The sequence below is a fragment of the Sphingomonas phyllosphaerae FA2 genome (genome assembly GCF_000427645.1).
In the GTDB taxonomy this organism is placed as follows: domain Bacteria; phylum Pseudomonadota; class Alphaproteobacteria; order Sphingomonadales; family Sphingomonadaceae; genus Sphingomonas; species Sphingomonas phyllosphaerae.
The window spans coordinates 757772-782743 of record NZ_KE386571.1 but is presented as its reverse complement, the minus strand read 5'-3'; the positions used below and the strand labels follow the sequence as shown (position 1 = coordinate 782743).

The following is a 24972-nucleotide window of genomic DNA, read 5'->3' as shown; positions in this document are numbered from 1 at the left end:
GTCGTGCGGCGAAGCGAGTCCGCGTTCCACTCGTTGTCAATGCGGAACAAGACGAGTCCGTTTCTACATATTGAGTCATCAACGACTCGGCAGACTCAATCCGTGGTGGTGTGACCGAAACGACTCAGAACGGCAAAATGCATTGCGCGACCGGTGCGAAGCTCCGGCGGTGGAGCGGCGACGGCCCGTGCTCGCGCAACGCGGCGAGGTGCTGCGCGCTGCCATACCCCTTGTTGGCGTGCCATCCGTAATGCGGATGCGATTCGGCGGCGGCGATCATGATCTGGTCGCGGGTGTGCTTGGCGACGATCGAGGCGGCGGCGATCGAGCGGCTGTGCGCGTCGCCCGAAACGATCGCGGTGGCGGCATAGCCCCAGCGCGGCAGGCGGTTGCCGTCGACCAGTACGTGCCCCGGCGCGCACCCCAGCACTTCCGCCAACCGGTCGACCGCGAGCGTCATCGCCTTCATCGTCGCCCAATAGATGTTGAGCGTGTCGATCTCGCCCGGCTCGACGATCCCGACGCCCAGCGCCGCGCAATCGGTGAGCCGCGCATAGAGCCGCGCGCGCTCGGCGGCGGAGAGCTTCTTCGAATCGTCGATCCCGCGCGGCACGCCCTTGGCGGGCAGCACCAGCGCGCAGGCGACCACCGGCCCGGCGAGCGGCCCGCGCCCCGCCTCGTCCACCCCCGCGACCGGCGGCAGGCAGGCGCGCTCGTGCTTCAGGCCAGGCATCCGCGCTCCCACAGGTCGAACGGCGCGTCGCCGAGTGCATGGCCCATCGGTCCGTTCCCCGCTCCGAGCCCGGGTGCGGCGACGAGCGCGGCGCGGACGTAGCGGATCGCGCGCACGATCGCCGGTTCGAGCGTCAGCCCCGCCGCCAGCCCGGTGGCGATCGCGCTGGCGAGCGTGCAGCCGGTGCCGTGGCTGTGGCGGGTATCGATGCGCGGGTTGGCCCATTCGGCGATGACGCCGTCTGCGCCGATCAGCCGGTCGACCACCGTCTCGCCTTCGGCGTGCCCGCCCTTCACCAGCACCGGCGCGCCGATCGTCGCGGCATAGTCGCGCGCGGCCGGCTCGACATCGGCCATGTCGAGGTGCTCGCGTGCGACCAACGCGGCAAGTTCTGGGAGATTGGGGGTGACGAGCGTGCTCATCCGCGCGAGCCGTGCGAAACCGGCGATGGTGGCCGGGTCGGCGAGTTGCGCGCCGCTGGTCGCGACCATCACCGGATCGAGCACGATCGGCGCGGCGTAAAGGCCGCTCGTCAGTTCGTCGGCCACTGCGGCGGCGATCGCAGCCCCGCCGAGCATCCCGATCTTGACCGCGTCGACGCCAATATCCTCGACCACGCACGTCATCTGCCGCCGCACCATTTCGGGTGACAGCGCCACCACCGCCTCGACGCCAAGAGTGTTCTGCGCGGTGATCGCGGTAATGGCGGTCATCGCGTGGCCGCCGAGCATCGTGACCGTCTTGATGTCGGCCTGAATGCCCGCGCCACCACCTGAATCAGAGCCGGCGACGATCAGGACGCGCGCGATTGTCATGCGCGGTGATGCCGCTCGGTCGCGGCGGGGTATTTCTTCAGCGTCTTGCCGACCCGCGCCGGTCGGTCGAGCAATTCGCCGCTGCAATTCGGGCAGGTTTCATCGAGCGCATCGGCGCATTCGGCGCAGAAGGTGCATTCCATCGAGCAGATGAACGCGCCGCCCTCGTCGGCGGGCAAGTCCACGCCGCAGCGTTCGCAATCGGGTCGCATGTCGAGCATGCCGGGCGTTTAGCGCGTCTACTGGTGACCGTCACCCCGGCGAAGACACCCTCGATCTCCGTCGTCCGGGATGACGGGAGGCTCAATCCACGAACGCGCGCTCGATCACGAATTGCCCGGGGTTGGCGTTCGAGCCCTCGACGAAGCCCTTGTGCTCCAGCATAGACGCGATCTCGCGGATCATCGCGGTCGAGCCGCACAGCATCACGCGGTCGGTTTCGGGATCGAAGCGCGGCTCGCCGTCCAGCCCCTCGAACAGGCGCCCGCTCTCGATTAGCGCGGGGATGCGACCGGTGGTGTGGAAATCCTCGCGCGTCACTGCGGGAACGTAATGGAAGCGCGTCGCAGCCTCGTCCGCGACCAAAGGATCATCGGCCAGCCGCGCGGCGAGTTCATCGTGAAACGCCAGATCGTTGACGCGGCGCACGCCGTGGACGACCACGACCTGATCGAAGCGCTCGTACACGTCCGGATCGCGCGCGACGCTGAGGAACGGGGCGAGGCCGGTGCCGGTCGACAGCAAGAACAGCCGCTTGCCGCCGAGCAGCGCGTCGAGCACCAACGTGCCGGTCGGCTTCTTGCCGAGATAGACCTGATCGCCTGGCTCCACGGCCTGCAACCGCTCGGTCAGCGGACCGCCCGGCACCTTGATCGACAGGAACTCCAGCTCCTCCGCCCACGCGGGGCTGGCGATCGAATAGGCGCGCATCACCGGCTTGGCGGGCTTGTCGTCCGTCCCGCCCTCGCCGGGCAGGCCGATCATCACGAACTCGCCGGAGCGGAAGCGGAACGACGCGGGGCGCTCGACCGCGAAGCTGAACAGATGCTCATTCCAGTGACGCACCCATTTCACCGCCACGCTGTTGAAAGCGGTCGATTCAGGGATAAGCACTGGCGCACGCAGGTCGGTCATCGGCGATCCGGTCTGATATGAGGATTTCTTGCGAATGGCGCGCATTATGGTGCGGCGCAGGAAGGGTCAACCATAGCTAGGCTTGGGTGCAGGCAAGGCGGGTCAGTCGCGCTGGGTGAGCGGCGCCTGCACGAAGCGGAGTGCAACCCATTCGGCGGCGGTCGCGATCCGCTCGACCACGTCGGCCGCGGCGGTCTCCGCAACCAGCGTCGCGGCGATCCGGCGAACGGCGCATTCGTCGCCCTCCAGTCCCGCCGCGAACATCGCCAGCAAGGTCGCCTCCGCCGCAGTCACATGCTCCGCCCCGGGCATTCCGAAGCGTAGCCAGCGCAGTGCATGGCTGTCGAGCAACGCCATCAACTTGGTGAAGTCGGGCAGCGCGGCCATCACCCCGCGCCAGCCGAACCCCGGCGCGAGCGCCGCACAGGGGCAACGCCCGCCACGCGCCGCGGCGGTCCATTGTCGCATCGCGCCCGTGAGGAAGTGGAAATGCTCGTCGAGGTTCGGCGGCAGTCGGTCGAGGAAACGGTACATGGATCACCCTCGATATGCGAATGACTCGCAGTATCGAGCACGTGCCCAATCGTCAATGCGTTTGCGGGCAGGATCAGGGGATGCTGATCGCCGTGTCGGTCACGACCGGATAGGAACTCAACGCCGCCTGACTAAGCTCGGATGCCAGAAGCTCGGCCTTCGCCACGCTCGGCTCACCGGGACGCACCGTCACCGCGCTGCCGTGCCACAGCACCGCCGGGCTGCCGCGCTTGCGGATGCGGATCTCGATCGTGGTGCGCTGCATCGCGACGAACGACGACTTGCCGGACGCCAGCGGGATGTTCACCCCCGACCCCAGCACCGCCGGCGCATCGCGGCGCGCGCGCGTGACGGAGGTGCCGACATTGCTGCGGCTCGTGATCACCTCGGCCACGTAAGCGGCATGGTCGCGGTCGTCGAGGATCGTGAAGCCACGGTCGCCCAGCCTTGCGGTTGCGGCTTCGCGGGCGCGCCGGTCGAAGGCGTCGTCGGGATCGGCCGCGTCGGGCGAGATGATCGCGATCGTCCCGCCGGCGCGGGGCGGTGTGGCGGCGCCGTCATGGGCGGTCGCCGCCATCAGCGCCGCGCCGCTCGCCAGCATCCCGATCGTGCCCAGCGCCATATGCCATGTCCTCGCTTCGCTCCGGCGCCCACGCCCGACGCGGGAATTCGGCCGATAGATCAGCGGCGCGCTTTCGCCCATCCGCTTCCGCCGATCATCGACGTCGGGCCTACGATCATTCCCTAGCGCGTGGGCGCGGGCGCGGCATCGATCGCCGCGCCGAGCGGATCCTTGCCCGCCACCGCCGCTCCGCTGGCGGTGAAGTCGAGCAGCGCGTCGGTCTGTCGATCGTAGCGCGGCCAGCGCGGCAGCCCCGCCCCGTTCGGGTCGCCGGTCTTCGCAAAGTTGACGACATAGGCGCTGATGGTGCGCGCCGCCTGCCGATCACGCGCCGTGGTCGCATCGCCATATTTGATCGCGGCGGTGTCGAAGAAGAACGGAATGTCGGAGGCGTGGCCCGCGCCGGGCTTGCCGATCGACTCCGCGACATAGGAGAAGCGGTAGTGATAGGCGGGGGCACCCGCCGCCGCGATCGCGCCGGCAAGCTGGCGCGCGCCCGCGACCATATAGCCGGTCGCGCCGCCGATGTCGTTGTCGGTCGCACCGATCATAATGGGCACCTTGGGAAAGGCGCCGCTGCGATAGGCGGCCGCGGCATCGACCGCGACGACCCCGTCGGCATAGGGGCTGGCGAAGGTCTTCACCGCCGATGGCGGCGTGAACATGGCGGCCAGGTTCAGTCCGTTGACCACCTCATCGGGCGACAGCGCGCGCAGCTTGGCGAGCGCGGCGGGATCGTCGCGCGCGATGCTTTTGCTCGCGGCGAAGTCGACGCCGATCTTCTCGGCGTCCGCCAGCCCGTTCGTGCCCCGGCTTCCACCGTCGCCGCCCGACATCACGATCGCGCGCGCGAACAGGCCTTTGGCGAGCGGCGAGGTGACCATCGTATTGACCGACATGCCGCCCGCGCTTTCGCCGACGATCGTGACGTTCTTCGGATCGCCGCCGAATGCGGCGATATTGCGCTGGACCCACTGGAGCGCGGCGAGCTGGTCCATATAGCCGTAATTGCCGAGCCTTCCCCGATCCGGGTCCTGCGCGGTCAGTTGCGGGTGCGCGAAGGTGCCGAACCTCCCGAGCCGGTAGTTGAAGCTGACGAACATCACGCCCTGCTTCGCCAAATTGGCGCCTGCATAGGTCGGCGGCGAGGCACCGCCGTTCACGAAGCCGCCGCCATAGATCCAGACGATGACCGGCAGCTTCGCCTTTGCCGCAGCGGGCTTCCATACGTTGACGGTCAGACAATCCTCGGCGGGCGTGGTGCCGAGCGGCGCGGCATCGCTGGGGAACGGCAATTGCATGCAGTCGTGCCCGTAATCGGTCGCCGCGCGCACACCGCTCCACCTGGCGGCGGGTTGCGGCGCGCGCCAGCGCAATGGGCCGACCGGCGGCGCGGCGAAGGGGATGCCCTTCCAGCTCGCGATGCCGTCGACGGTGCTGCCCGCGACCTTGCCAGACTCGGTCGCCACCGTCTGTCCCTGCGCAGTGCCCGAGAGCAATGCGCCGCCGAACGCCAACGCCACCATCCCGAACTTCATCATCGGCTCTCCTGCTCCCCTGCGACGGCGTTCGCCGCCGCCCGTGTCACCGTCGTGATGGCAGCTTCGCTCCGCCAGACAAAGACCTGATTGAAAAGCGTATATCGCTCGCACCTCTCAACGTGACCGAATCTCGTTCTTGACCTGCGCATGCGCCAGCAGCGCGAACAGCCCGGTGCCGCCGACGATGTTGCCGAGCAGCGCCGGCAGCACGAACCCGCCCAGCGCCCAGCCGACGCTCGCCTGCCCCGCCCACATCAGCAGGAACGCCTCCGACGCGCCCGCGACGACATGCGCGAACCCGCCAAGCGATATGGCATAGGTGACTGCGAAAACGATCCAGAAGTCGCCGCTGTTCACCGCCGATCGGATCCACGCGATCGAGGCGATCAGGAAACCGGCCGGAATCGCCTGCATCAGCGTGTCGACGGGGGTGCGCTCCAGCAACTTTTCCGAAACCCCGATCATGCCGGCCAGCGTCTCCGCCGGCTGGATGTGCGCGTGCACCGCCAGCGCGGTCGCGATCAGCGCGCCGAGCATGTTCGCAGCGAAGATGACGCTCCACAGCCGCGCAAGCGCCAGAAGGTTGCGTCGGGACGGCGTGCGTACGACCGGCAGCACCGCCACCGCCGTATGCTCGGTGAACAATTGCAAGCGACCGAGGATGACGATCAGGAACCCGGCGGGGTAGCCGAGCGCAACGACCGCCTCGGCCCATGGCGCATCGGGCAGGTGGTGATGCAGCGCCCCGCTGACCCACAGCGACGCCATGATCGCGACCCCCGCGGCGAAGCCGGACCAGAAGAGCGACGCGGCCGGACGTTGGAGTTCGTCCTCGCCCTGCTCGGCGACGGCGGCATGCACGACGCGCGCCGCGGGGGCGCTGCGTTCTTCGGCCTCGGCCGCCTCGCCCGCCTTCTGTTCGTCTCCATCCGACATGCACATCTCCCCTCCCCCGTTCAACGCGCGGCGGTCGCGGATCGCTCAACCGTCACTCGTGCGGATTGATCGACGTCGGTGTGATAGCCGAAGGTCGCGGCTTGACCCTGTACGCGGCATCGGCATCGTACTCCGCTACGACATGGCGAGGTTATCAATGGCTTATCCGATCGATCGACGCGCGCTGCTGGCGGGGGCCACGCTGGGCGGGATGACCGTCGCCGCCTCGGGCACGCAGGCGCAATCGCGCGCCGCAACGATGGCGCCCGAGATTTACGAACTGCGCACCTATCACCTCGTCAATGGCTCGATGCGCGCGCGGCTCGACGCCTACCTGCGGGACGCCTTCATCCCTGCCGCGCAACGCGCCGGGTGCGGTCCGATCGGTGTCTTCACGGTCAGCATCGGACCGGCGAGCCCGAGCGTGCTGGTGCTGATCCCGCACCCAACGTTGGCCGACTTCGCCGCGCTGCCCGGCCGCCTCGCCACCGACACGCGCCACGCGCAGGCCGGCGCCGCATTCCTCGACGCCACGCCGACCGCGCCGGGGTTCGCCTCGCTCGACGTCAAGCTGATGCGTGCGTTCCCGCACATGCCAAGCGTCGAGAAGCCGGCGAGCGGCGCCCGCATCTTCGAGCTGCGCACCTATTTCAGCCCCAGCGCAAAAGGCGGCGCGACAAAGATCGAGATGTTCGACACCGGCGGCGAGATCGAGATCTTCCGCCGTACCGGCCTGACCCCGGTGTTCTTCGCGCAGGACCTGACCGGTGAGCGGCTGCCCAGCCTGACCTATATGCTGACGTTTCCCGATCTTGCGACCCGCGAGCGCAACTGGGGCACCTTCGTCGCGGACCCGGCGTGGAAGAAGCTGATCGCCACGCCCGGCCTAACCGATCCCGAGATCACGACCGGGATCGATAATCGCATCCTCAGCCCGACGGCCTATTCGCAGATTTGAGCGGGCGTCTTTCGACGGCGTTAGCCACGCGCCGGCGTCAGGCGCTGCGCCATCGCGCGTTCGACAGGTGTCAGACCGGCGAGCGGGTCGTCGTTCAGGCGGCGCTTGGCGGCGGGAGCTTGCCTGGTGGCGCCGAACAGGCTCAGGGTCGTACGGGTCATGTCCATCCTCGGAGCAGGCGGCGCGACGTGCGCCGCCGATAGGATAGGAACCGGAATGTTCGGGCTTGGTTCCACAGGCGCTGAAGGGAGCTGCTGATGGACAAGGACCGCTACGCGCACGATCTGGAGGAAGCGCAACTCGCGCTGGTCGAGGCGCAACTCGCCGCGGTCGCTGCGGGCGAGCGCGTGGTGATCGTCCTCGAAGGGCGCGACAGCGCGGGCAAGGATGGTGCGATCAAGCGGATCGTCGAGCATCTGTCGGTACGCTTCACGCGCGTCGTCGCGCTGCCCAAGCCGTCCGATCGCGAGCGGACGCAATGGTATTTCCAGCGCTATGTCGCGCATCTGCCCGCCGCGGGCGAGATCGTGATCTTCAACCGTTCCTGGTACAATCGCGCCGGGGTCGAGGTGGTGATGGGCTTTTCGACCGACGCCGAACAGGCCGAGTTCCTGCGCGACGCGCCCGATTTCGAGCGGATGCTGGTCGAGAGCGGCATCCGACTGATCAAGCTGTGGCTCGACATCGACAAGGACGAGCAGGAGGAGCGGCTGAAGGCGCGCCGCACCGATCCGCTGAAGCAGCTCAAGGTGTCCGACATGGACAAGGTCGCGCAGGCGCGTTGGGACAATTATACGGCGGCGCGCGACACGATGCTGCTGCGGACGCACACGCCGATCGCGCCCTGGTATTGCGTGCGCGCCGACCACAAGAAACCGGCGCGGATCGCGATCCTGCGCCATCTGGTCCATCGCATCGCCCCGGCGCGGATTTCGCAGGAGGTGCCGATCGCCGATCCCGATGTACTGTTCGCGTTCGAGCAGGCGGCGCTGGAGGACGGGCGGCTGGCGCGCTGAGCCGATCCACGATAGGTCCTCGCGCATGGGCATCCTGTGCGTCCTCGGATTTCATCGCTGGACCGGCAAGCCGACCGCGCGCGCCGGCACCACCGTCTATCGCTGCGCGACGTGCGGCTCGCGGTTGATACTGCACGGCAATCGCACCCGACGGCGCAAGCGGAGCTGGGTCGCAGCGGCGCTGCTGGTGTCGGGCGCGATCTGGTTCGTCAGCTATAATCTGGTCGTTCACGGTCGCACGCGCGTGCTGCACACCGCATCGGCGGCGGCACGCAAGGCGGAGGTCGCCGCCTCGCGCGGGCGCGCCGCGATCCACCGTGCGCAGGGCGACAGCGGCGCGTATGTGGACGGCGACGACCCGCGTTAGTGCGACGACGCGGCCGCCGCGCCGATGCCGGTTTCCGCGCGAACCTGTTGCGCGGCGAACCCGCCGCGATCGACGGCCGCACGCCCGCTGCTGTCGAGCAGCGACACCAGCCAGATCGTGACGAACGCGATTGGCATCGAGAAGATCGCGGGGAAGGAATAGGGGAAGATCGCGGCGGGATAGCCGAGGATCTTTTCCCACACCGCTGGCGACAGCACCGTCAGCACCACCGCCAGCACCAGCCCGAGCGTTCCCCCGGCCACGACGCCGCGCGTCGTGCAGCCCTTCCAGAACAGCGACAGCAACAGCACCGGAAAATTCCCCGACGCCGCCACCGCAAAGGCGAGGCTGACCATGAACGCGACATTCTGCTTCTCGAAGATGATGCCGAGCAGGATCGCGACCACCGCCAGCACCAGCACCGTGTGCCGCGACACGCGCAGCTCGGCCGCGGGGTCGGCAGCCCCCTTGCGCAGCACCGTCGCATAAAGATCGTGGCTGACCGCCGATGCGCCCGACAGCGTCAGCCCGGCCACCACCGCCAGGATCGTCGCAAAGGCGACCGCCGAGATGAAGCCTAGGAACAGGTTGCCGCCGACGGCATGCGCCAGATGGATCGCGGCCATGTTACCGCCGCCCAGCAGCGCGCCGGTCGGATCGAGATAGCGCGGCGCGGTCGCGACCAGCACGATCGCGCCGAAGCCGATGATGAAGGTGAGCAGGTAGAAATAACCGATCCAGCCCGTCGCCCACAGCACCGATTTCCGCGCCGCCTGCGCATCGGGCACGGTGAAGAAGCGCATGAGGATGTGCGGCAGCCCGGCGGTTCCGAACATCAGCGCGAGCCCGAACGACACCGCGGATACCGGGTCCTTGATGAAATTGCCCGGCCCCATGATCGATCGGCCCTTGGCGGCCGCCCCGGCAGGATCGGCACCGGCCGCAGCGGCGAGATCGGTCTTCACCTGCACCGCGCGCGCGAACAGCGCCTCGAACGAAAAGCCGAACTGCGCCAGCACGGCAAGCGCCATGAACGTGGCGCTCCCCAGCAACAGCACCGCCTTGACGATCTGCACCCAGGTCGTCGCGGTCATGCCCCCGAACAGCACGTAGAGCGTCATCAGCACGCCGACGATCACCACCGCATATTCGTAGCGCAACCCGAACAGCAATTTGATGAGCTGTCCCGCGCCGACCATCTGCGCGATCAGGTAGAACAGCACGACCGTCAGCGTGCTGATCGCCGCGAAGCTGCGCACCGGCGTCTGTGCAAAGCGGAAACTGGCGACATCGGCGAAGGTGTAGCGGCCCAGATTGCGGAGCCGTTCCGCCATGAGGAACAGGATGATCGGCCAACCGACGAGGAAGCCGATCGAGTAGATGAGGCCGTCATAGCCGTCCGCGAAGATCTGCGCCGAAATTCCAAGGAACGACGCCGCCGACATGAAATCGCCCGCGATCGCCAACCCGTTCTGGAAGCCGGTGATCCCGCCCCCGGCGGTGTAGAAATCGCCCACCGTCCGCGTCCGCCGCGCCGCCCAACGCGTGATGCCGAGCGTCAGCAAGGCAAAGGCGGCGAACATCAGGATCGCGGTCCAGTTGGTCGGCTGCTGCACGCTCTGCCCCGCCAGCGCGTCGGCGAAGGCCGGCGCGGGCGACAGCGCCGCTGCCACGGTGACCGCAATCGCGCCGCGCCTCATGCGTCGCGCTCTCGGCGCAGCGCCTCGGCCAGCGGATCGAAGTCGCGCGCGGCGCGGCGCACGTAGATGCCGGTCAGCACGATCGCGAGCACGATCACCGCAAAGCCCGCGACGATCCCGATCGAGGTGACGCCCGCGCCGATCGGCCGCGCCATGAACGCCTTGTCGAACGCGATCAGCAGGATGAAGCCGAGATAGGCGACCAGCATCACCGCGGTCAGCGCCCAGGTGAACCGCCCCCGCCGGCGCACCAGTTCGCGGTATCGCGGGTCCGCCGCCACCCGCGCCGCTCTCGCGTCGTCCATCCCCGCCCCCGTCTGTTTGTTGCCGCTACCATGCAGCAATGCGGACGAGGTGCAAGGGTATGATTGAACTCACGGAAGCCTCGGCGCAGCAGCGTCGGTCATGCGCACCGGAAGGATCCGACCATCACTGGCGTAACGCAGCCGGTCGATCGCGACCTGACGCTCACCCGCGAACGGTGCGGGGCCACGCGGATTTTCCCAGCGGTGATAGACGATCAGCCACTTGCCCGCAGGGGTCTTCACGAAGCTGTGATGCCCCGGCCCCTTGTGGGTCGCATCGCTGGTCAGGATCGCGCCGCGGTAGCGCCACGGGCCGACCGGGGACGGCGCGGTCGCGTAATGGACGGAATAGTCGGCGGCGTTGAAGCGCCCGTGGCTGTACGACAGATAATAGGTGCCGCCGCGTTCGTGCATGAACGCGCCTTCGGTGAAGTGCGGCGGGGTCGCCACCGCCACCTCGCGCGCGATGCTGACCATGTCGGGGTTCAGCTCCCAGACGCGCAGCTTCGCGCCCGCGCTGCCGCCGGCGTAGAGATACGCCTTGCCACTCTTCGGATCGACGAACGCCATCGGATCGATCGCCTCGAAGCCCTGCCCGCCGGTCACCAACGGCTGGCCGCTGTCGCGATAGGGTCCGCCGGGACGGTCGGCGACCGCGACGCCGATCCGGCTGGGGGTCGGGTTTTGCGGGCCGACCGAGTAATAGAGGTACCATTTGCCGTCCCGCATGGCGACGCCGGGGGCCCAAAGGAAATGCTCGCGCGTACCGTCGGCATCGATCCACGCGATCTGGTCGCGGCGGATCAACTCGCCGCGTGGCTGCCATGTCTTCAGATCGCGCGACGAAAAGGCGCCGAACCGGTCCGCCGCCCAGCTACCGCCCGGCCCACCGGTCGGGAACACCCACAACTCGCCATCGATCATCATCGCATGGGGATCGGCACCCTGGAATTGCGGATTGTCGGCGCGCACGGGCGCAGCGACGAGCAACAGGGCGGCGGCGAGGATCTGGCGAAGGTTCATATGCAAATCATAGGATAACTTCTCGCTTTTGCCGATAGTTGAGTTGTATGCCTCAGGTGAGACCTTCGATAAGAGAGGAGAGGAAGCGATGAACAGGCGGCTCGTGACAATGCTGCTCGGCGTCGCGGCGATCGGCGTCGCCCTGCCGGCCGACGCGCGTGCGCGCTGGAGCGAGGCGCAGGCCAAGGCATGGTACCGCGCGCAGCCGTGGCTGGTCGGCGCGAATTACACCCCCGCCTCGGCGATCAACCAGCTGGAAATGTGGCAGCGCGAAACCTGGGACCCGCAGCGCATCGACCATGAGCTGGGCTGGGCGCAAGGCATCGGCATGAATACGATGCGCGTCTTCCTCCACGATCAATTGTGGCAGCAGGACCCGGCCGGTTTCCAGCAGCGGATCGACGAGTTCCTGACGATCGCGGCGCGCCACAAGATCAAGCCGTTGTTCGTGCTGTTCGACAGCTGCTGGGATCCCGACCCGAAGCTGGGGCCGCAGCATCCGCCGATCCCCGGCGTCCACAATTCGGGCTGGGTGCAGGGCCCGGGCATGGCGGGCCTGCGCGACAAACGCCGCTATCCGGCCTACAAAGCCTATGTGCAAGGCGTGATCGGCGCGTTCCGCAACGATCCGCGCGTGCTGGGCTGGGACGTCTGGAACGAGCCCGACAATGGCGCCGACCAGTATAAGGGGCAGGACGGCAAGGAGCCGCTGGTCCGCGCATTGCTGGCGCAGGTGTTCGTCTGGGCGCGCGATGCCGATCCATCGCAGCCGCTCACCTCTGGCGTGTGGCAGCATGACGACTGGAGCGCGCGCGGCGGCAAGCTGACCGCGATGGAGACGGTGCAGCTCGGCCAGTCGGACGTGATCTCGTTCCACGATTATAGCTGGCCCGAGACGTTCGAGGCGCGGGTGAAGCAGTTGCTGCCCTATGGCCGCCCGATCCTGTGCACCGAATATATGGCGCGCGGCAACGGATCGACGTTCGACGGATCGCTGCCGATCGGCAAGCGCTATGACGTGGCGATGATCAATTGGGGCTTCGTCGACGGCAAGACGCAGACGCGACTGCCCTGGGATAGCTGGAAGAAGCCTTATGTGCTCGAAGAGCCGGTGATCTGGTTCCACGAGGTATTCCGCGCCGACGGTACGCCCTATCGGTCCGCGGAGACCGACCTGATCCGACGCCTGAGCGCCGCACCGCGCGAAACAACGCAACCAGCACCTTAAGCGTTGGAAAGCGACCGAAACCGTAAGGAAAAAAGCGGGTCGCCCCTTACCTGTCTTGTGACATATTGACCGAAATTAGATAATTGCCGGCGCATGGATATGTCATGGCGCGCCTGATCGCACGGCTGCGGGAGCTACGGCATTCCGATCATCGCATCACGCCGCAGGTGCGTGCGGCGCTGGTCGAGTCATTGTATGCTTCCACGCAGTCGCTGGTGATCGGCGCAGTGACCAGCACGTTGATCGCCGCGGTGGTCGCCTGGGCGACGCGCGACGGGTGGCTGGCCGCGGGCGCGGCGACGATCGGGCTGATCGGCGCGCTGCGTATCGTAGACGTGATGCGTCCACTTGCCGCCGGCCCCGATCCCAATGCCACGACGGTGCGACACGAGATCGGCTACCGCGTCGGTGCACTGGCCTATTCGGGAATGCTCGGACTGTTCGGGTTCCTGACCTTGACGCGTAGCGACGACGGCGTGGTGCAGTTGCTCGCCGTCACCACCGCCATCGGCTATGCCGCGGGGATCGCGGGGCGCAACGCCGGACGGCCGCGGATCGCGCTCGCGCAGCTTTGCCTCGCCTCGTTGCCGCTGTCCGCGGGGTTGCTGGTCGGGTTTGAGCCGCTCAAGCTGGTGCTGTCGGTGGTCATCGTGCTGTTCGTCGTGGCGATGATGGACATCACGCTGCAAACCTATGCCGCATTGCTGAAGGCGACGATCGTCAGCCATGAGAATGCCGCACAGGCGCGCCGCGACGACCTGACCGGTATCGCGAATCGCACCGCCTTCCGCGAACAATTCGAGGAGTGCCTGCGGACGCTCCCCGATCGCGGCGGCAAGCTGGCGCTCTACTGGCTCGATCTCGACCGCTTCAAGGAAATCAATGACACGTTCGGGCATCTGGCCGGCAATGCGTTGCTGGCGGCGGTTGCCGGGCGGCTGCGCGCGCATTTCGACCGGGACAGCGTCGTCGCGCGGCTCGGCGGTGACGAGTTCGCGATCCTCTGCCCGGTGGGCGACCGACAGGAGGCCGCGACGATCGGCGCGGCGATCCTCGCGCTCGTCCGCCGCCCGGTGGCGCATGACGGGCACAGCCTGCGCACCAGCGTGTCGATCGGCGTCGCGATCGGGCCGGAGAACGGCCGCGAAGCCGACACGTTGCTGAAGAACGCCGACCTCGCGCTGTACCGCGCGAAGGAAAGCGGGCGCGGGCAGCTGTATTTCTACGAGCCCGTCATGGACGAGAAGATCGAGCGTCGCCGACAGCTCGATTACGAACTGCACGGCGCACTGGAACGCGGCGAGTTCCACCTGTTGTTTCAGCCGATCTTCGACCTGGCCGCAACGCGGGTCCTGTCGTGCGAAGTGCTGCTACGCTGGACCAACCGCCACCACGGCGTCGTCTCCCCCGCCGAATTCATCCCGATCGCCGAGGACAACGGGTTGATCGATACTATCGGTCATTGGGTGCTCTACCAGGCGTGCGACGTCGCGCGTGGCTGGCCTGCCGATATTTCGATCGCGGTGAACCTGTCGCCGATCCAGTTGCGCGCGACGCGCCTGCCGACGGTGGTGCTCGATGCGCTGAACACCAGCGGACTGCCACCCGAACGGCTCAACCTCGAGGTGACGGAAACGGTGCTGCTCGAGGATGTCGAGGCATCGCTCGCCGCGCTGGAGGCGCTCAACCGGCTGCGGGTCCGCACCACGCTTGACGATTTCGGTACCGGCTATTCCTCGCTCAGCTATCTCACCCGCTTCCCGTTCCAGACGCTCAAGATCGACCGGTCGTTCGTCACCGATCTGGAACGCAGCCCGGCATCGATCGCGATCGTTCAGACGATCGTCGATCTGGGCGCCCAACTGGGGATGCGGACGATCGCCGAAGGGGTCGAGACGCAAGCGCAACTCGATCAGCTGCGCCGCACGCGCTGCGACGCGGTGCAAGGCTATCTGCTCGGACGCCCGATGCCGGCCGCGATGGTCTCCGCCATGCTGACCGGCACCGGGGGCGAGGCGATCGGCTGACGTTCAGCCGGTCGCGATCACCGCGCCTTTTCCAGCAGTCGCTCCTGCGCGCTCACCAGCCGGCGCATCAGCTTCAGGTCTCCCTCACCCAGCCGCAGCGCCGCATCGGCCCATAGCTCGACCACCGCCTCCAGTTCGCCGAGCGTCAGCGGGTTCACCGCGCGCGATGCCTCGTAGATTGCGGCATGGGCGCTGTGGCGACGGCGATTGGCGCGGATGTAATCCTCCACCACCTTTCGCCCGGTGCCCGGCTCGGCCAGCGCATGGACGAGCCCCATTTCGTACAATTCCTCGGCCCGGTAGGTGCGCCCGCTCAGGATCATCTGCTCGGCGCGCGCCGCTCCCAGCCGACGCGACAGGAAGCAATGCGCGCCCATGCCGGGGAACAGCCCGAACAGCGTTTCGGGCAGGCCGAACCCCGCGCCACGCTCCGCCACGACGACGTTGAACGACATCAGCGCCTCGAAGCCGCCGCCCAGCGCGTCGCCCTCGACCAGCCCGATCGTGACGATCGACCGCTCCAGCCCGAGCATGTTGCGGTGGAGGATCCGCACGCACGCCTTGCCATAGCGGACCAGCGCCGTGCGGTCGCGCGCCCGGATCAGTTGCGCGAACAGGTCGAGATCGCCGCCGAGCGAAAACACGCCCGGAAAGCGCGAGCCGAGCACCAGATAGCGGATCGGCATCGCGCCGCTGCCGTGCGCGATCTCGATATCTTCCTGCCACTGCATGAAGTCGTGGAGCAACGCGGGGTTGAAGCTGGGGCGCACGCGCGGGCGCATATAGGTCCACAACGTATCCAGCGTCGGGTCGAACACCGCCTCCAGCTGGTCGAAGGCAAACAGGGCGCGCGCGTCAGATGCCGCCGCGGCAATCGTGGCTTGATGGATGGTCATTGCGACTTCCTCTTTCCTGACAGCGGCTTGCTGTCGGTTAAGGATAACTCACCAGCTGTTTGCTGTCGGTGACGAAGCGCCGCTGGTGGCCGCAGCCCAGGCATGGCATGGCGCAATGATGACGCTGTCGCTGCGCATCCTCGTCGACGCCGACGCCTGTCCCGTTAAGGAGGAGATCTACCGGGTCGCCTATCGCACTGAGGTGCCGGTGGTGATCGTCAGCAACGCACACCTGCGCGTCCCTGCGCATCCGCTGCTGTCGCGCGTGGTGGTCGACGATGGGTTCGATGCCGCCGACGACTGGATCGCGGCGCAGGCCGAGGCAGCAGCGCTGGTGGTCACCGCCGACATCCTGCTCGCGGATCGTTGCCTGAAGGTCGGCGCGGGCGCGGTGATCGCGCCGACCGGCCGCCCGTTCACGACCGCCTCGATTGGCAATGCGGTGGCGGTGCGCGCGATCATGAGCGACCTGCGGGCCGGCGGCGACCGGATCGGCGGACCGGCCCCGTTCAGCAAGGAAGACCGCTCGCGTTTTCTCTCCGCGCTGGATGCGGCGATCGTCCGGGTGCGGCGGCAGCTTTAGCGCTGAGCGGGCGGAACACATCGTCAACGCGCCCTTTCACTGCGCCGGGCACGCGCCCATATTGCGCACATGGCGATTCAGATCCGTACCAACCTTGCCGAACCCGATACTGACGGGGCGTTCGTCCCACACCGCCCCGCCCGCCCGCAAAAGGTAGAGGGCGGCAAGACCTTCAAGCTGGTCAGCGAATATGAACCGTCGGGCGACCAGCCGACTGCGATCCGCGAGCTGGTCGATACCGCGCGCGCGGGCGAAAAGGATCAGGTGCTGCTCGGCGTCACCGGCTCGGGCAAGACCTTCACGATGGCCAAGGTGATCGAGGAAATGCAGCGCCCGGCGCTGATCCTCGCGCCCAACAAGATCCTCGCCGCGCAATTGTACGGCGAGTTCAAGTCGTTCTTCCCCGACAATGCCGTCGAATATTTCGTCAGTTACTACGATTATTATCAGCCAGAGGCATACGTTCCGCGCTCCGACACGTACATCGAGAAGGAGTCGAGCATCAACGAGTCGATCGACCGGATGCGCCACTCCGCGACTCGCTCGCTGCTCGAACGCGACGACGTGATCATCGTCGCCTCGGTCTCTTGCCTGTACGGGATCGGCTCGGTCGAAACCTATTCCGCGATGATCTTCGATCTGAAAAAGGGTCAGGCGGTCGACCAGCGCGAGATCGTCCGCAAGCTGGTCGCGCTGCAATACAAGCGCAACGACGCGGCGTTCCAGCGCGGCAATTTCCGCGTGAAGGGCGACAATCTCGAAATCTTCCCGTCACACTATGAGGATAGTGCGTGGCGCGTCTCGTTCTTCGGCGACGAGATCGAGGAGATCGTCGAGTTCGATCCGCTGACCGGCAAGAAGTCGGCGAGCCTCAATTCGATCCGCATCTACGCCAACTCGCACTATGTCACGCCCGGGCCGACGATGAAGCAGGCGAGCGAGGCGATCAGACACGAGCTGTCGGAACGGCTCAAGGAGCTGGAGATCGAGGGCAAGCTGCTGGAGCGCCAGCGGCTGGAGCAGCGCACCAATTTCGATCTTGAAATGATCGCCGCGACCGGCAGCTGCAACGGCATCGAGAATTACAGCCGCTTCCTGACCGGACGCCTGCCCGGCGAGCCGCCGCCGACGCTGTTCGAATATCTGCCCGAGAATGCGTTGCTGTTCGTCGACGAGAGCCACCAGACGATCGGCCAGATCAACGGCATGTCGCGCGGCGACCATCGTCGCAAGATCACACTCGCCGAATATGGCTTCCGCCTGCCCTCTGCGATCGACAACCGTCCGCTGCGCTTCAACGAATGGGACGCGATGCGCCCGCAGACCGTCTGCGTCTCGGCGACGCCCGGAACGTGGGAGATGGAACAGGCCGGCGGCGTGTTCGCCGAACAGGTGATCCGCCCCACCGGGCTGATCGACCCGCCCGTCGAAATCAAGCCGGTCGAGGAACAGGTGCAGGACCTGATCGTCGAATGCGGCAAGACCACCGCGCTCGGCTATCGCACGCTCGTCACCACGCTGACCAAGCGGATGGCCGAGGACCTGACCGAGTACATGCACGAGGCGGGGATCAAGGTCCGCTACATGCACTCCGATGTCGAGACGCTGGAGCGTATCGAGCTGATCCGCGATCTGCGGCTGGGGGTGTACGACGTGCTGATCGGGATCAACCTGCTGCGCGAGGGGCTCGACATTCCCGAATGCGGGCTGGTCGCGATCCTCGACGCGGACAAGGAAGGGTTCCTGCGCTCCGAGACCTCGCTGATCCAGACGATCGGGCGCGCCGCGCGCAACGTCGACGGACGCGTGATCCTTTATGCCGACCGCATCACCGGCAGCATGGAGCGCGCGATGAACGAAACCGCGCGCCGCCGCGAAAAGCAGGAAGCATATAACCGCGAACACGGCATCACCCCGACGACGATCCGCCGTAGCATCGGCGACATCATCGCGCATGTCGCGTCGAAGGATCAGGTGACGGTCGAGATTGACGAGGACCGGCCGCACATGGTCGGCCACAACCTCCGCGCCTATATCGAAGAGCTGGAGAAAAAGATGCGCAAGGCCGCATCCGATCTCGAGTTCGAGGAGGCCGGTCGCCTGCGCGACGAGATCCGCGCGCTGGAGCAGGAGGAGCTGGGGCTGCCGGTCGAACAGCAGAAGCTGCCACTGATGGGGCGGAGCAACGAGGGCAAGCCGGGGACGCGCAAGACGCGCTTCGGCAAGACGCAGCGGAAGTTCGGGAAACGATAGGGGCGGCACCCTCCACTTCCCGTCACCGCGGCGAAGGCCGGGGTCCAGTTGCGGAGCGTCTCAAGAAGAAGCGCAACGGCGGTTCGCTGAAATGCGGCGACGTTTCGTAGCTGGACTCCGGCCTTCGCCGGGGTGGCGATACAAGGATAGGCGACGGTGAAAGGGAGAGTAATCCCAATCACTCCCGGTTCAGCCACCCGCCCCTATATCTTCCTCCATGTACGCGCAGCCTCCACGCGAGCGGATCGGCTCCGCCATCGCCGCCACGGCGGTGAGTGCGGCGCTCGGCTGGGCACTGTTCGTCGGGCTCGCGGGCGCACCGCTTGCGCGGCAGATCGAGAATGGGCTGGCGGTGTTCCGCGTCGCGCCCCCGACCCCTCCGCCCGCAAAGGTCGTGCCCAGACGCACGCACACATCCCGCCCCTCCGGCCGCGCCGCACCGCCGAACATCCGCTCGCAGGCGACGCAGGTGGCCGCGCCGGTACCGATCGTCGTCGTGCCGCTTCCGCCGCCGCCGATCACGGTCGCGCTCAAGCCGTTCGCCGGCAACGAGGCGACGCAAGGCGCGACCAGCAAGGTCGGGCCGGGCACCGGCGCGGGGGGTGTTGGCGACGGGACCGGCAGCGGCGGCTGGGGCGATGGTGACGGCGGGCCGGGCGACGAAAGCCCGCCGATCTGGAAGCGCGGCCGGCTGACCGACGCCGACTATCCGCGCGATATCGGCGATGCGGGGTTTCAGGGAACGGTGGCGGTCAAGTTCCTGGTGTGGAGCGATGGCCATGTACGCGACTGTCAGGTCACGAAGAGCAGCGGGAATGCGACGCTGGACGCGACCACCTGCCGGCTGATCCAGCGCCGCTTCCGCTACGACCCGTCGCGTGACGCGGAAGGCCACGCGGTGCCGGCGTGGATCGTCGAGAACCACGAGTGGATCATCGTGCCGGAGCCGGCGGGCGGTCGCTGATCCGTAGGTCATCCCGGACTTGATCGAGACCTCTGCGAAAGGCGCCCGAGAAGGCGGGTAAGGCTTTTCTGGCCGATGGGGGGAGCCGTCAAGCGTGCAGGTAGGTGGGTGTATGTCCTCTGCCGAGAAGCCTCGAACGGGTCGTTCAAGCAGCAGCCCGCCGCAGATTATAGGCGATGGCGGCAAGGTCGACCTGGAGGCGGCATCGTTCGAGGCCGCGGTAGCGCATTCTGACCAGGCCGTAGGAACCGCGGTTGAGTTCGGAAAAGGTCCGCTCGACGGCGCCGCGTATCCGTCCGATCAGCTTGTTGCGCACCGCCTGCCAAGGGGGAAGCGTCGGTTGCCCACGCACGCGGCGATGCTGGATGCGGTCCTTGATGCCGCGCGCCTTGAGCGCCTCGCGCCGGGCGCGCTTCTCGTACGCCTTGTCGGCATAGACGGCGCGCTCGTCGCCCAGGATGAGGTCGTCGGCCACTTCGCTCTCATAGGTCTTGGCCGGCGTCACCCGCCGGCTGCGGATCAACCCCGAACCCTGGTCGACACCGACATGCACCTTATAGCCGAAGAACAGCCGGCGTCCCCGGTCGACGCGCGTCCAGCTGGCATCGGGGTCGTTGGCCGAGCGGCTCTCCCCGCCTTCCGCCGGCCGGGCACTGCGCGGCGGACAACGGACCGCCGCCTCCACCAGCGTGGCGTCGATCAACGTACCGGACTTGACCAGGAAACCTGCCGCGTCGAGTTGGCGCTGTACCTCGACGAACAGCGCCTCGCCCAGCCCCGCCTCGACCAGCGCCAGCCGGAAGCGGCACAAGGTCGTCTCATCCGGCGTCGGCTCCTCCAGCGCCAGGCCGCAGAACCGCCGGAACGATACCCGGTCGGATAGCGCCTCCTCCAGCCCCGGGTCCGACAAGCCATACCATTGCTGCAGCAGCAGCGCCCGCACCATCGCCAGCGCCCGGTACGGCGGACGTCCCGTCGTCCCGGGCCGCACCCGCCGCACCAGCGCCTCCACCGGCGCCCAGTCGATCAGCGCCGCGATCCGCTCCAACCGCGCATTCCGGCCAAACCCCGCCGGCAAAAACGCCTCCGCAAATCCCCGCTGTTCCATCGACGCCGATCCTCCCACAGCATCGAATCATATCCATGCCGAAACGTCAGCACATTTTCGCAGAGGTCTCGATCAAGTCCGGGATCCCGCTTCTTTTGCCATCGTCCGCCGAGAAGCGGGGCCCCGGATCAAGTCCGGGGCGACGGACAGCTAGCGGCGCTCGCCCGACGGCTCCGCGTCGGTCGTCTGCGGCGGCGGGGTGCTGTTGCCCTTTTCCGGCGCATCGGGATCGGTCAGCAGTTCCTCGACCGCTTCCTGCACGTCATTTTCTTTCCGCTCGCTCATGGCTGCGCTCCTCACGCGATGTTGAGATTTTCGCCCTGCACCTGATAGTAACTGGCGACGCGATCGGCATACGCCTGATCGAAGACGGGGGCGTTGTTCGCCCAGCTTGGACCGCCCTCCAGCAAGCGGCGGTCGATCGTCACGACATAGCGGTCGCGCACCGGATCGAATTGCAGCAGCGAGAAGGGCAGCGGATAATAGCTCTTCCCCATGCCCAGAAAGCCGCCGAGGCTGAGCACCGCATGCGTCGCGCGCCCCGTCGACTTATGCACCATGAACGCCTGCACGGTGCCGAGATGATCGCCATCACGCGTGTCGACCTTCATCGTGTCGCTGAGGGTGGACTGCACCAGGATCTGGGTCGGCGCGTCTTCGGCCATGACGGGATTCTCCTATGTTAAGCGATCTTGCGCGGTGAACCGTCATCCCGGCGCGGCGGTTCCGGGTACGGTGGTTGAGCGCGCGGCGGCGATCCGCCATAGCGTCGGGGGTGACCCGCTATCTCTCCTCGCTTCCGCTTGCACTGCTGGTGCTGGCGAGCACCGCCTGCGTTCCGCGCGCCGTGCCGCCCGCGCCGGTTGCGCCGCCGCCGGCTCCCGTAACGCCCGCCCCTGCTCCCGCCCCCACCCCGGCCGCCGACTGGCAGGACTGGCCGTGGACACCGGGTGCGTGGCGCTATGTCCGTGACGCTGCCGGCCCGCGCGCGAGCTATGGCGTGACCGGGCAGCCATCTGTTGCGGAGCTGCGCTGCGAACGTGGCCCGCGCGCGGTGTTGCTCTCACGTCCGGGCAGCAACGCGTCGCCGTTCACGATCCGCACCAGCGCGATGACCCGCAGCGTCGCGACTCAGCTCGGTGCGGGCGCGGTACCGCAGGTGGTGGCGCGCTTCGCGATCGACGACCGGCTGCTCGATGCGATGGCCTTCACGCGCGGGCGCTTCACCGTCGAACAGCCAGGTGTGACGCCGTTGGTTCTGCCGCCATGGGCGGAGGTGGGTCGGGTAATCGAGGATTGCCGCCGCTGATCGAACGTCCAGGCGCGAAGCCTTGGATGGTTGTCCAGAACCCGACGCATTACAAGCCTTGTATCACATCGCTATCCCCCTCACATTGCGGGTGCGGCTGACGCGGTCGCAACTGTTATCAACCAGCGAAAGGAGGTGATCCGATGTCTCATGGTTCAGCAATGGGGTCGGTTCAGTTCGTTCGGGAGATGCGCTTCTAAGCATCGCCTGCCCGCTGCGGGAGGATCCATCCTCTCTTCAACGTAGCGGAACAGGTGCTTCTTGGAGGCCAACATGGTCTCCCGGGCTGGAGCTCTCCGGCCGCTGACCATGTCAAGGGGTTGTCGGATGTCCGTTTGCGGGCGTTCGGCAACCTCTTCTCATATATGGCGTATGCGATTATCGGGGCTTCCCCACGCACCGTCGCCCCTGCGCTGGCAGTCTTCTCATCTGGCGCAGACTGGATCGCAGGTGCCTTCCGCTCTCGCCTTCGCCCCTGCGTAGGCAGGGGCCCATGTCTCTACGACGTGGCGAAACAGCTGACACAGACAAGTCGCTTTCCAAATGCAAGGTCGACGCTGCACGACGAAGAGATAGGCTCCTGCCTGCGCAGGAGCGACGGTACAACGATCACGGTTCAACGGTCGCGGTTCAACGATCACGAGGGCGGTCACAAAGGTTATTGATACTAACTCGCACTCACGATAGAGGCCCCGCAGCAAAGGGGTTCTCATGTCCGTCCGTCATTCCAGCAGCTTCCTCACCCTCGCCGCCTTGCTCGCCGCCGCCCCGGCCGTCGCGCAGCAGCGCAGCGAAGCCGCCCCGCCCGAGGATGTGATCGTCACCGGCCGGCAAGCCCCCGACCTCGCCAGCGCCGGCACCAAGTCGGCGCTGCCGCTCGCCGAAACCGCGCAGTCGATCACCGTCGTCACCGGCGACCAGATCGAGGCGCTCGGGCTCCAGAACCTGAACCAGGCGCTGCGCTTCGTCGCGGGCGTCACCCCAGAGACGCGCGGATCGAGCGCCGAGGTCTACGACCAGTTCAAGCTGCGCGGCTTCGACGCGCCGGTGTTCCTCGACGGGCTGAAGCAGTTCGGCAGCACCACCGGCTATGCGATCCCGCAGGTCGACGTGTCGCGACTGGCGCGCTTCGAGGTGCTCAAAGGCCCGGCCTCGACGCTCTATGGCCAGTCGAGCCCCGGCGGTCTCGTCGCACAGTCGAGCAAGCTGCCGGTCGACCTTCCCCTCTACGGCTCGGTCGCCGGGACCTACGGCGAGTACAACCTGTACCGCGTCGATGCCGATGTCGGCGGCAGTACCAGCGACGTACTGTGGCGCGTCTATGGCAGCGCGAACGGCAGCGACACGCAGCAGCGTTTCGCAAAGCGCGAGCGCCAGACCGTGTCGGGCGCGGTGACGATCGGCAATGGGTCGCGCACCACGTTCACCCTGCTCGGCACCTATTCGCACGATCCGCATAACGGCGCCTATGGCGTATTCCCGGCGCTGGGCACGCTGATCGACAATCCCAACGGCAAGCTCTCGACGCGCTTTGACGGGGGCGAGGCGGGCAACCGCTACCAGCGCGAGCAGGCGGCGGGGACGTACATCTTCACGCACGATTTCGGCGGCGGCTGGCGCTTCCGCTCGTCCGGCCGTTACCAGAACGTCACGGCGCAGCTCGGACTCGTCTATGTCAGCGGCGCGCCGGTAGCGGGCAGCACGCGCGTCTATAACCGCGCCAGCTATGCGACCGACGAGGAGCTGAACAATTGGACCTATGACAACCAGCTCGCCGGCACCGTGCGCACCGGGCCGGTGACGCACCGGCTGTTGTTCGGCGTCGACCGGCAGGTCGCGCATTCGACCGAGGACGGCAAGTTCGGGACCGCAACCCCGCTCGACGTCTACAACCCTGTTTATGGGACGATGACGGTTCCGCGCACGCCAAGCGAAGTGCCGGGCGACCAGAGTCGCTTCAACCTGACGGCACGACTCCGTCAGCAGGGGATCTATGCGCAGGACCAAATGGAGTTCGGCGCTTTGCGCGTCACGCTCGGCGGCCGGCAGGACTGGGCATGGGGGCAGCAGAACGGCGGCACCCCCAAGAAGGACGACAAGTTCACGTGGCGCGCCGCGGCGCTCTACACCCTGCCCTTCGGTCTCGCGCCCTACGTCAGCTATTCGACCTCGTTCGAGCCGCAGTCGTCGACGGTCCGGCGCGGCGATGGGACACTCGGGATCGCCGACCCGTCGTTTGGCAAGCAAATCGAGGCCGGCGCGAAGTTCAGTGTGCCCGGCACGCCGATCCTGCTGTCGGGCGCATGGTTCCGCATCGACCAAACCAACGTCGTCACCTCGACCCCCGATTTCTCGATCTCGCGCCAAACAGGCGAGGTGCGCTCCACCGGCGTCGAGTTCGAGGGCAGCGCGCCGCTCGGGCTCGGCTTCACCGCCCGCGCGGCGTACAGCCGCCAGCGCGTCCGCGTGACCAGCGACCCGCAGGACCCGTCGCGCGTCGGGCGCGGGCTGGAGACGGTCGGGCGCGGCGGCGCGTCGCTGATCCTCGACTGGGCGCCCGAGCGCGGCACCTTCCAAGGCTTCGCGCTGGGCGGCGCGGTGCGGCATGTCGACGAGGTCTACGCCGGCGTCTACACCCCACCCGAAAGCCCGGCCGCCGCTGCGCCGCTCAACAGCCCGTCCTACACGGTCTACGACGCGTGGGCCCGGTTCGATCTCGAGCGGCTGAGCCCGTCGCTCAAGGGGCTGACCGCTTCGGTCAACGCCTCCAACCTGTTCGACAAGACCTATATCACCTCGTGCTTCGCCAATTATGCGTGGTGCTGGTACGGCAACCGCCGCGTCGTGCAGGGGACGATCGCCTACCGCTTCTGATCGCGATCAACGCGATACCGGTGAACCTCTGATCGTCCCGCCCGTT

General features: G+C 67.2%; 26 protein-coding genes. 10 read left to right on the top strand and 16 right to left on the bottom strand.

Annotated features, from left to right (window positions below):
- Positions 1-124: 124 nt before the first annotated feature.
- From SPHPH_RS0104140 to SPHPH_RS0104105, 8 genes are all read right to left on the bottom strand, one after another.
- Positions 125-733 carry a ribonuclease HII gene (locus tag SPHPH_RS0104140; RefSeq protein WP_028965549.1) on the bottom strand — a complete coding sequence of 203 codons (609 nt, stop codon included), beginning with the start codon at positions 731-733 and terminating at the stop codon, positions 125-127.
- Complete coding sequence (thiD, locus tag SPHPH_RS0104135; RefSeq protein WP_028965548.1) at positions 721-1548, bottom strand: bifunctional hydroxymethylpyrimidine kinase/phosphomethylpyrimidine kinase; 828 nt, start codon at positions 1546-1548, stop codon at positions 721-723. The genes SPHPH_RS0104140 and thiD overlap by 13 nt, the downstream gene beginning before the upstream one ends.
- Positions 1545-1769, bottom strand: a complete 225-nt coding sequence (locus SPHPH_RS0104130; protein ID WP_028965547.1) for a DUF1272 domain-containing protein — start codon at positions 1767-1769, stop codon at positions 1545-1547. The genes thiD and SPHPH_RS0104130 overlap by 4 nt, the downstream gene beginning before the upstream one ends.
- An 82-nt stretch (positions 1770-1851) precedes the next feature.
- The gene (locus SPHPH_RS0104125) at positions 1852-2682 is read right to left on the bottom strand and encodes a ferredoxin--NADP reductase (RefSeq protein ID WP_028965546.1); all 831 of its coding nucleotides are present in this window, start codon (positions 2680-2682) and stop codon (positions 1852-1854) included.
- Between the two features lie 102 nt (positions 2683-2784).
- Positions 2785-3216 (bottom strand): hypothetical protein, encoded by a 432-nt coding sequence (locus SPHPH_RS0104120; protein WP_028965545.1) that lies wholly within the window; start codon positions 3214-3216, stop codon positions 2785-2787.
- A gap of 73 nt (positions 3217-3289) precedes the next feature.
- The gene (locus SPHPH_RS0104115; protein WP_156025821.1) at positions 3290-3838 is read right to left on the bottom strand and encodes a hypothetical protein; all 549 of its coding nucleotides are present in this window, start codon (positions 3836-3838) and stop codon (positions 3290-3292) included.
- 122 nt (positions 3839-3960) lie between these two features.
- Complete coding sequence (locus SPHPH_RS18890) at positions 3961-5379, bottom strand: carboxylesterase/lipase family protein (RefSeq protein ID WP_051272823.1); 1419 nt, start codon at positions 5377-5379, stop codon at positions 3961-3963.
- A gap of 114 nt (positions 5380-5493) precedes the next feature.
- The gene (locus tag SPHPH_RS0104105; RefSeq protein ID WP_028965543.1) at positions 5494-6315 is read right to left on the bottom strand and encodes a formate/nitrite transporter family protein; all 822 of its coding nucleotides are present in this window, start codon (positions 6313-6315) and stop codon (positions 5494-5496) included.
- Between the two features lie 157 nt (positions 6316-6472).
- Here SPHPH_RS0104105 and SPHPH_RS0104100 point away from each other — a divergent pair, with 157 nt between their 5' ends.
- The gene (locus tag SPHPH_RS0104100; protein WP_051272822.1) at positions 6473-7273 is read left to right on the top strand and encodes an NIPSNAP family protein; all 801 of its coding nucleotides are present in this window, start codon (positions 6473-6475) and stop codon (positions 7271-7273) included.
- A gap of 20 nt (positions 7274-7293) precedes the next feature.
- Here the strand turns inward: SPHPH_RS0104100 and SPHPH_RS21380 are convergent, their stop codons facing one another.
- The gene (locus SPHPH_RS21380; RefSeq protein ID WP_202900635.1) at positions 7294-7434 is read right to left on the bottom strand and encodes a hypothetical protein; all 141 of its coding nucleotides are present in this window, start codon (positions 7432-7434) and stop codon (positions 7294-7296) included.
- 96 nt (positions 7435-7530) lie between these two features.
- On the opposite strand from SPHPH_RS21380, the gene ppk2 reads away from it, so the two are divergent.
- The gene (gene ppk2, locus SPHPH_RS0104090) at positions 7531-8289 is read left to right on the top strand and encodes a polyphosphate kinase 2 (RefSeq protein ID WP_028965541.1); all 759 of its coding nucleotides are present in this window, start codon (positions 7531-7533) and stop codon (positions 8287-8289) included.
- Positions 8290-8314: 25 nt separating this feature from the next.
- Entirely contained in the window at positions 8315-8656 is a 342-nt protein-coding gene (locus tag SPHPH_RS0104085) for a hypothetical protein (protein WP_028965540.1), read from the top strand.
- Here the strand turns inward: SPHPH_RS0104085 and SPHPH_RS0104080 are convergent.
- From SPHPH_RS0104080 to SPHPH_RS0104070, 3 genes are all read right to left on the bottom strand, one after another.
- A complete protein-coding gene (locus SPHPH_RS0104080) occupies positions 8653-10356 on the bottom strand; it encodes a cation acetate symporter (RefSeq protein ID WP_028965539.1) in 1704 nt (567 codons plus the stop codon). The genes SPHPH_RS0104085 and SPHPH_RS0104080 overlap by 4 nt on opposite strands.
- Positions 10353-10661, bottom strand: coding sequence for a DUF485 domain-containing protein (locus SPHPH_RS0104075; protein WP_028965538.1), 309 nt, complete (start codon positions 10659-10661; stop codon positions 10353-10355). Before SPHPH_RS0104075 ends, SPHPH_RS0104080 begins: the two co-directional genes overlap by 4 nt.
- Before the next feature lie 69 nt (positions 10662-10730).
- Positions 10731-11684, bottom strand: coding sequence for a family 43 glycosylhydrolase (locus SPHPH_RS0104070; RefSeq protein ID WP_037488074.1), 954 nt, complete (start codon positions 11682-11684; stop codon positions 10731-10733).
- An 88-nt stretch (positions 11685-11772) separates the two neighbouring features.
- Between SPHPH_RS0104070 and SPHPH_RS0104065 the strand changes: the two genes are divergently transcribed.
- Both SPHPH_RS0104065 and SPHPH_RS0104060 read left to right on the top strand, forming a co-directional pair.
- Complete coding sequence (locus SPHPH_RS0104065) at positions 11773-12912, top strand: glycoside hydrolase 5 family protein (RefSeq protein ID WP_051272821.1); 1140 nt, start codon at positions 11773-11775, stop codon at positions 12910-12912.
- Positions 12913-13016: 104 nt separating this feature from the next.
- The gene (locus tag SPHPH_RS0104060) at positions 13017-14939 is read left to right on the top strand and encodes a putative bifunctional diguanylate cyclase/phosphodiesterase (protein WP_051272820.1); all 1923 of its coding nucleotides are present in this window, start codon (positions 13017-13019) and stop codon (positions 14937-14939) included.
- Positions 14940-14956: 17 nt separating this feature from the next.
- Here SPHPH_RS0104060 and SPHPH_RS0104055 read toward each other — a convergent pair whose 3' ends face one another.
- Entirely contained in the window at positions 14957-15835 is an 879-nt protein-coding gene (locus SPHPH_RS0104055; RefSeq protein ID WP_037488072.1) for a crotonase/enoyl-CoA hydratase family protein, read from the bottom strand.
- Positions 15836-15953: 118 nt separating this feature from the next.
- Here SPHPH_RS0104055 and SPHPH_RS0104050 point away from each other — a divergent pair, with 118 nt between their 5' ends.
- The 3 genes from SPHPH_RS0104050 (at position 15954) to SPHPH_RS21665 (ending at position 19635) form a co-directional block, all read left to right on the top strand.
- Positions 15954-16418, top strand: coding sequence for a YaiI/YqxD family protein (locus SPHPH_RS0104050; RefSeq protein WP_202900695.1), 465 nt, complete (start codon positions 15954-15956; stop codon positions 16416-16418).
- Between the two features lie 69 nt (positions 16419-16487).
- Positions 16488-18671: an excinuclease ABC subunit UvrB gene (gene uvrB / locus SPHPH_RS0104045; protein ID WP_028965532.1), complete on the top strand. Its 2184-nt coding sequence runs from the start codon at positions 16488-16490 to the stop codon at positions 18669-18671.
- Positions 18672-18888: 217 nt separating this feature from the next.
- Positions 18889-19635, top strand: a complete 747-nt coding sequence (locus SPHPH_RS21665) for a TonB family protein (protein ID WP_028965531.1) — start codon at positions 18889-18891, stop codon at positions 19633-19635.
- Positions 19636-19780: 145 nt separating this feature from the next.
- Here the strand turns inward: SPHPH_RS21665 and SPHPH_RS0104035 are convergent, their stop codons facing one another.
- The 3 genes from SPHPH_RS0104035 to SPHPH_RS0104025 all read right to left on the bottom strand — a co-directional run bounded on the left by SPHPH_RS0104035 (position 19781) and on the right by SPHPH_RS0104025 (position 21408).
- Positions 19781-20743, bottom strand: coding sequence for an IS5 family transposase (locus SPHPH_RS0104035; protein WP_028965530.1), 963 nt, complete (start codon positions 20741-20743; stop codon positions 19781-19783).
- A 150-nt stretch (positions 20744-20893) separates the two neighbouring features.
- Complete coding sequence (locus tag SPHPH_RS21660) at positions 20894-21028, bottom strand: hypothetical protein (RefSeq protein ID WP_272944235.1); 135 nt, start codon at positions 21026-21028, stop codon at positions 20894-20896.
- A gap of 11 nt (positions 21029-21039) precedes the next feature.
- Positions 21040-21408, bottom strand: coding sequence for a PRC-barrel domain-containing protein (locus SPHPH_RS0104025; protein ID WP_028965529.1), 369 nt, complete (start codon positions 21406-21408; stop codon positions 21040-21042).
- 110 nt (positions 21409-21518) lie between these two features.
- Between SPHPH_RS0104025 and SPHPH_RS0104020 the strand changes: the two genes are divergently transcribed.
- Both SPHPH_RS0104020 and SPHPH_RS0104015 read left to right on the top strand, forming a co-directional pair.
- On the top strand, positions 21519-22052 hold the full coding sequence (locus SPHPH_RS0104020) for a hypothetical protein (protein WP_037488070.1): 534 nt from the start codon (positions 21519-21521) through the stop codon (positions 22050-22052).
- A gap of 711 nt (positions 22053-22763) precedes the next feature.
- On the top strand, positions 22764-24926 hold the full coding sequence (locus tag SPHPH_RS0104015) for a TonB-dependent siderophore receptor (RefSeq protein ID WP_028965527.1): 2163 nt from the start codon (positions 22764-22766) through the stop codon (positions 24924-24926).
- The last annotated feature ends 46 nt before the right edge of the window (positions 24927-24972 follow it).